This window comes from Lysobacter claricitrinus, from assembly GCF_045866565.1.
Lineage (GTDB): Bacteria > Pseudomonadota > Gammaproteobacteria > Xanthomonadales > Xanthomonadaceae > Cognatilysobacter > Cognatilysobacter claricitrinus.
In genome coordinates this window covers 459-1,903 of the sequence record NZ_BAAFZV010000023.1, presented here as the reverse complement: position 1 = coordinate 1,903, position 1,445 = coordinate 459, and the positions used below count along the sequence as shown (strand labels likewise).

Here is a 1,445-nt window from a genome sequence, read left to right as displayed (position 1 = left end):
GCGCACGAAACGCCTTTGACTTCGCCTTTGACTTCGCCTTCGAGCTCGAGTTCACGTCGAGGCCGCATCAGCCAACCCGCGAACTCCCGTCAATCAAACAACGCATCCGCATCCAACAAGACCGTAGGCGCATCCGTAACCCGCGCAACGCCCAGCGTAGGCCCCGGGTCCGCACCCGCCAGCGGCGGCTCCACGTGTTCGCGCTCCAGCGACACCACGTCCTCGACGCACGTCACCAGCACGCCGATCAGTTCGTCGTCGCGTTCGATGACGACCACGCGCGAGCGTTCGTCCGCCTTCACCGCGCCCACGTCCAGCCACATGCCGAGGTCGAAGACCGGCACGATGCGCCCGCGCAGGTTCATCACGCCCAGCACCGAATGCGCGGCGCCGCGCATGGCGACGACCGGCGCGACGCGCACCACTTCCTGCACGCGCAGCAGTTCGAACGCGTACGAGTCGTGGGCGACGCAGACGCGCAGCCAGCGGTTGCCGCCAGTGGCCGTACGCGCACGGCCCGGTGGTGCGGCCACCGGCACGCGCGGGATCGGTGCGATCGGTGTCGTCGCGGCGAACGCCTCGAGCGACGGCATCGCACGCGCGGGTGACGGGGTGGGTGCCGGATGCACGACGGGCGGCTCGATGTCGACAACAGGCGAGGCGACAACGACCGCCAGGGGCTCCGGCGCCGATCGCGCTTCGACTTCGAGTTCGGCTTCGACCGGCGCGGCGAGCGCGGCGAGCGCGGGCGCTTCGGCCGCGACCGCTACGGGCGCGTTGTGCGCGCCGAGCAGTTCATCCAGGTAGGCGTCGATGGTGGCCATGGTCAGGCGGCTTCGCACTGGAGGGAAATGGGATCGAGGAGCCACTGCAGCGCCTCGCGATAAGCGTCTGCACCCCGGCTTGCAAACTTCGGGCCGGATGCAACGGCCATCGCGTCGCGCAGGCGCGTGTCGACCGGGATCGCGTCGGGGCTGACCTGCTCGCCGTAGCTGTCGCGCAGCTGGTCGAGGCTGGCCTGGCCGGAGCGCGTGCGCTTGTCGTGCAGCGTCGGAATGATCGCGCGCGGCAACGGGCGACGGCGCGAGCGCTCGACCATGTCGGCGGTGCGCAGCATGTCGCGCAGGCCGTGCAGCGCGAGCGGGTCGGTCTGCGTCGGCGCGACCAGGCGATCGGCCGCCGCGAGCGCGTTGACCATCAGCAGGCCGAGCGTCGGCGGGCAGTCGAGCAGCGTGTAGTCGTAGATGTCGCGCGCGGCGTGCAGTGCGCGGCCCAGCGCGAGGCCCAGGCCGGGCTGGCTAGCGCCGCGGCGTTCGAGCGTCGCCAGCGACGGCTGCGCGGGGCAGATCGACAGGCCGTCGACATCGGTCGTGCGCGCAAGGCGCGACAGCACCTGCGTCGCATCGGTGAACAGCTCGTACGAACCGCGCGGCGGCGGATCGGTC

General features: G+C 71.1%; 2 protein-coding genes. Both read right to left on the bottom strand.

Features of this window, described 5'->3' with window-relative positions:
* Nucleotides 1–89: 89 nt before the first annotated feature.
* On the bottom strand, nucleotides 90–824 hold the full coding sequence (locus tag ACKTTN_RS14790; protein WP_407910666.1) for a chemotaxis protein CheW: 735 nt from the start codon (nucleotides 822–824) through the stop codon (nucleotides 90–92).
* Nucleotides 825–826: 2 nt separating this feature from the next.
* The coding region (locus tag ACKTTN_RS14785; protein ID WP_407910665.1) for a ParA family protein at nucleotides 827–1,445 on the bottom strand (619 nt) is incomplete at its 5' end.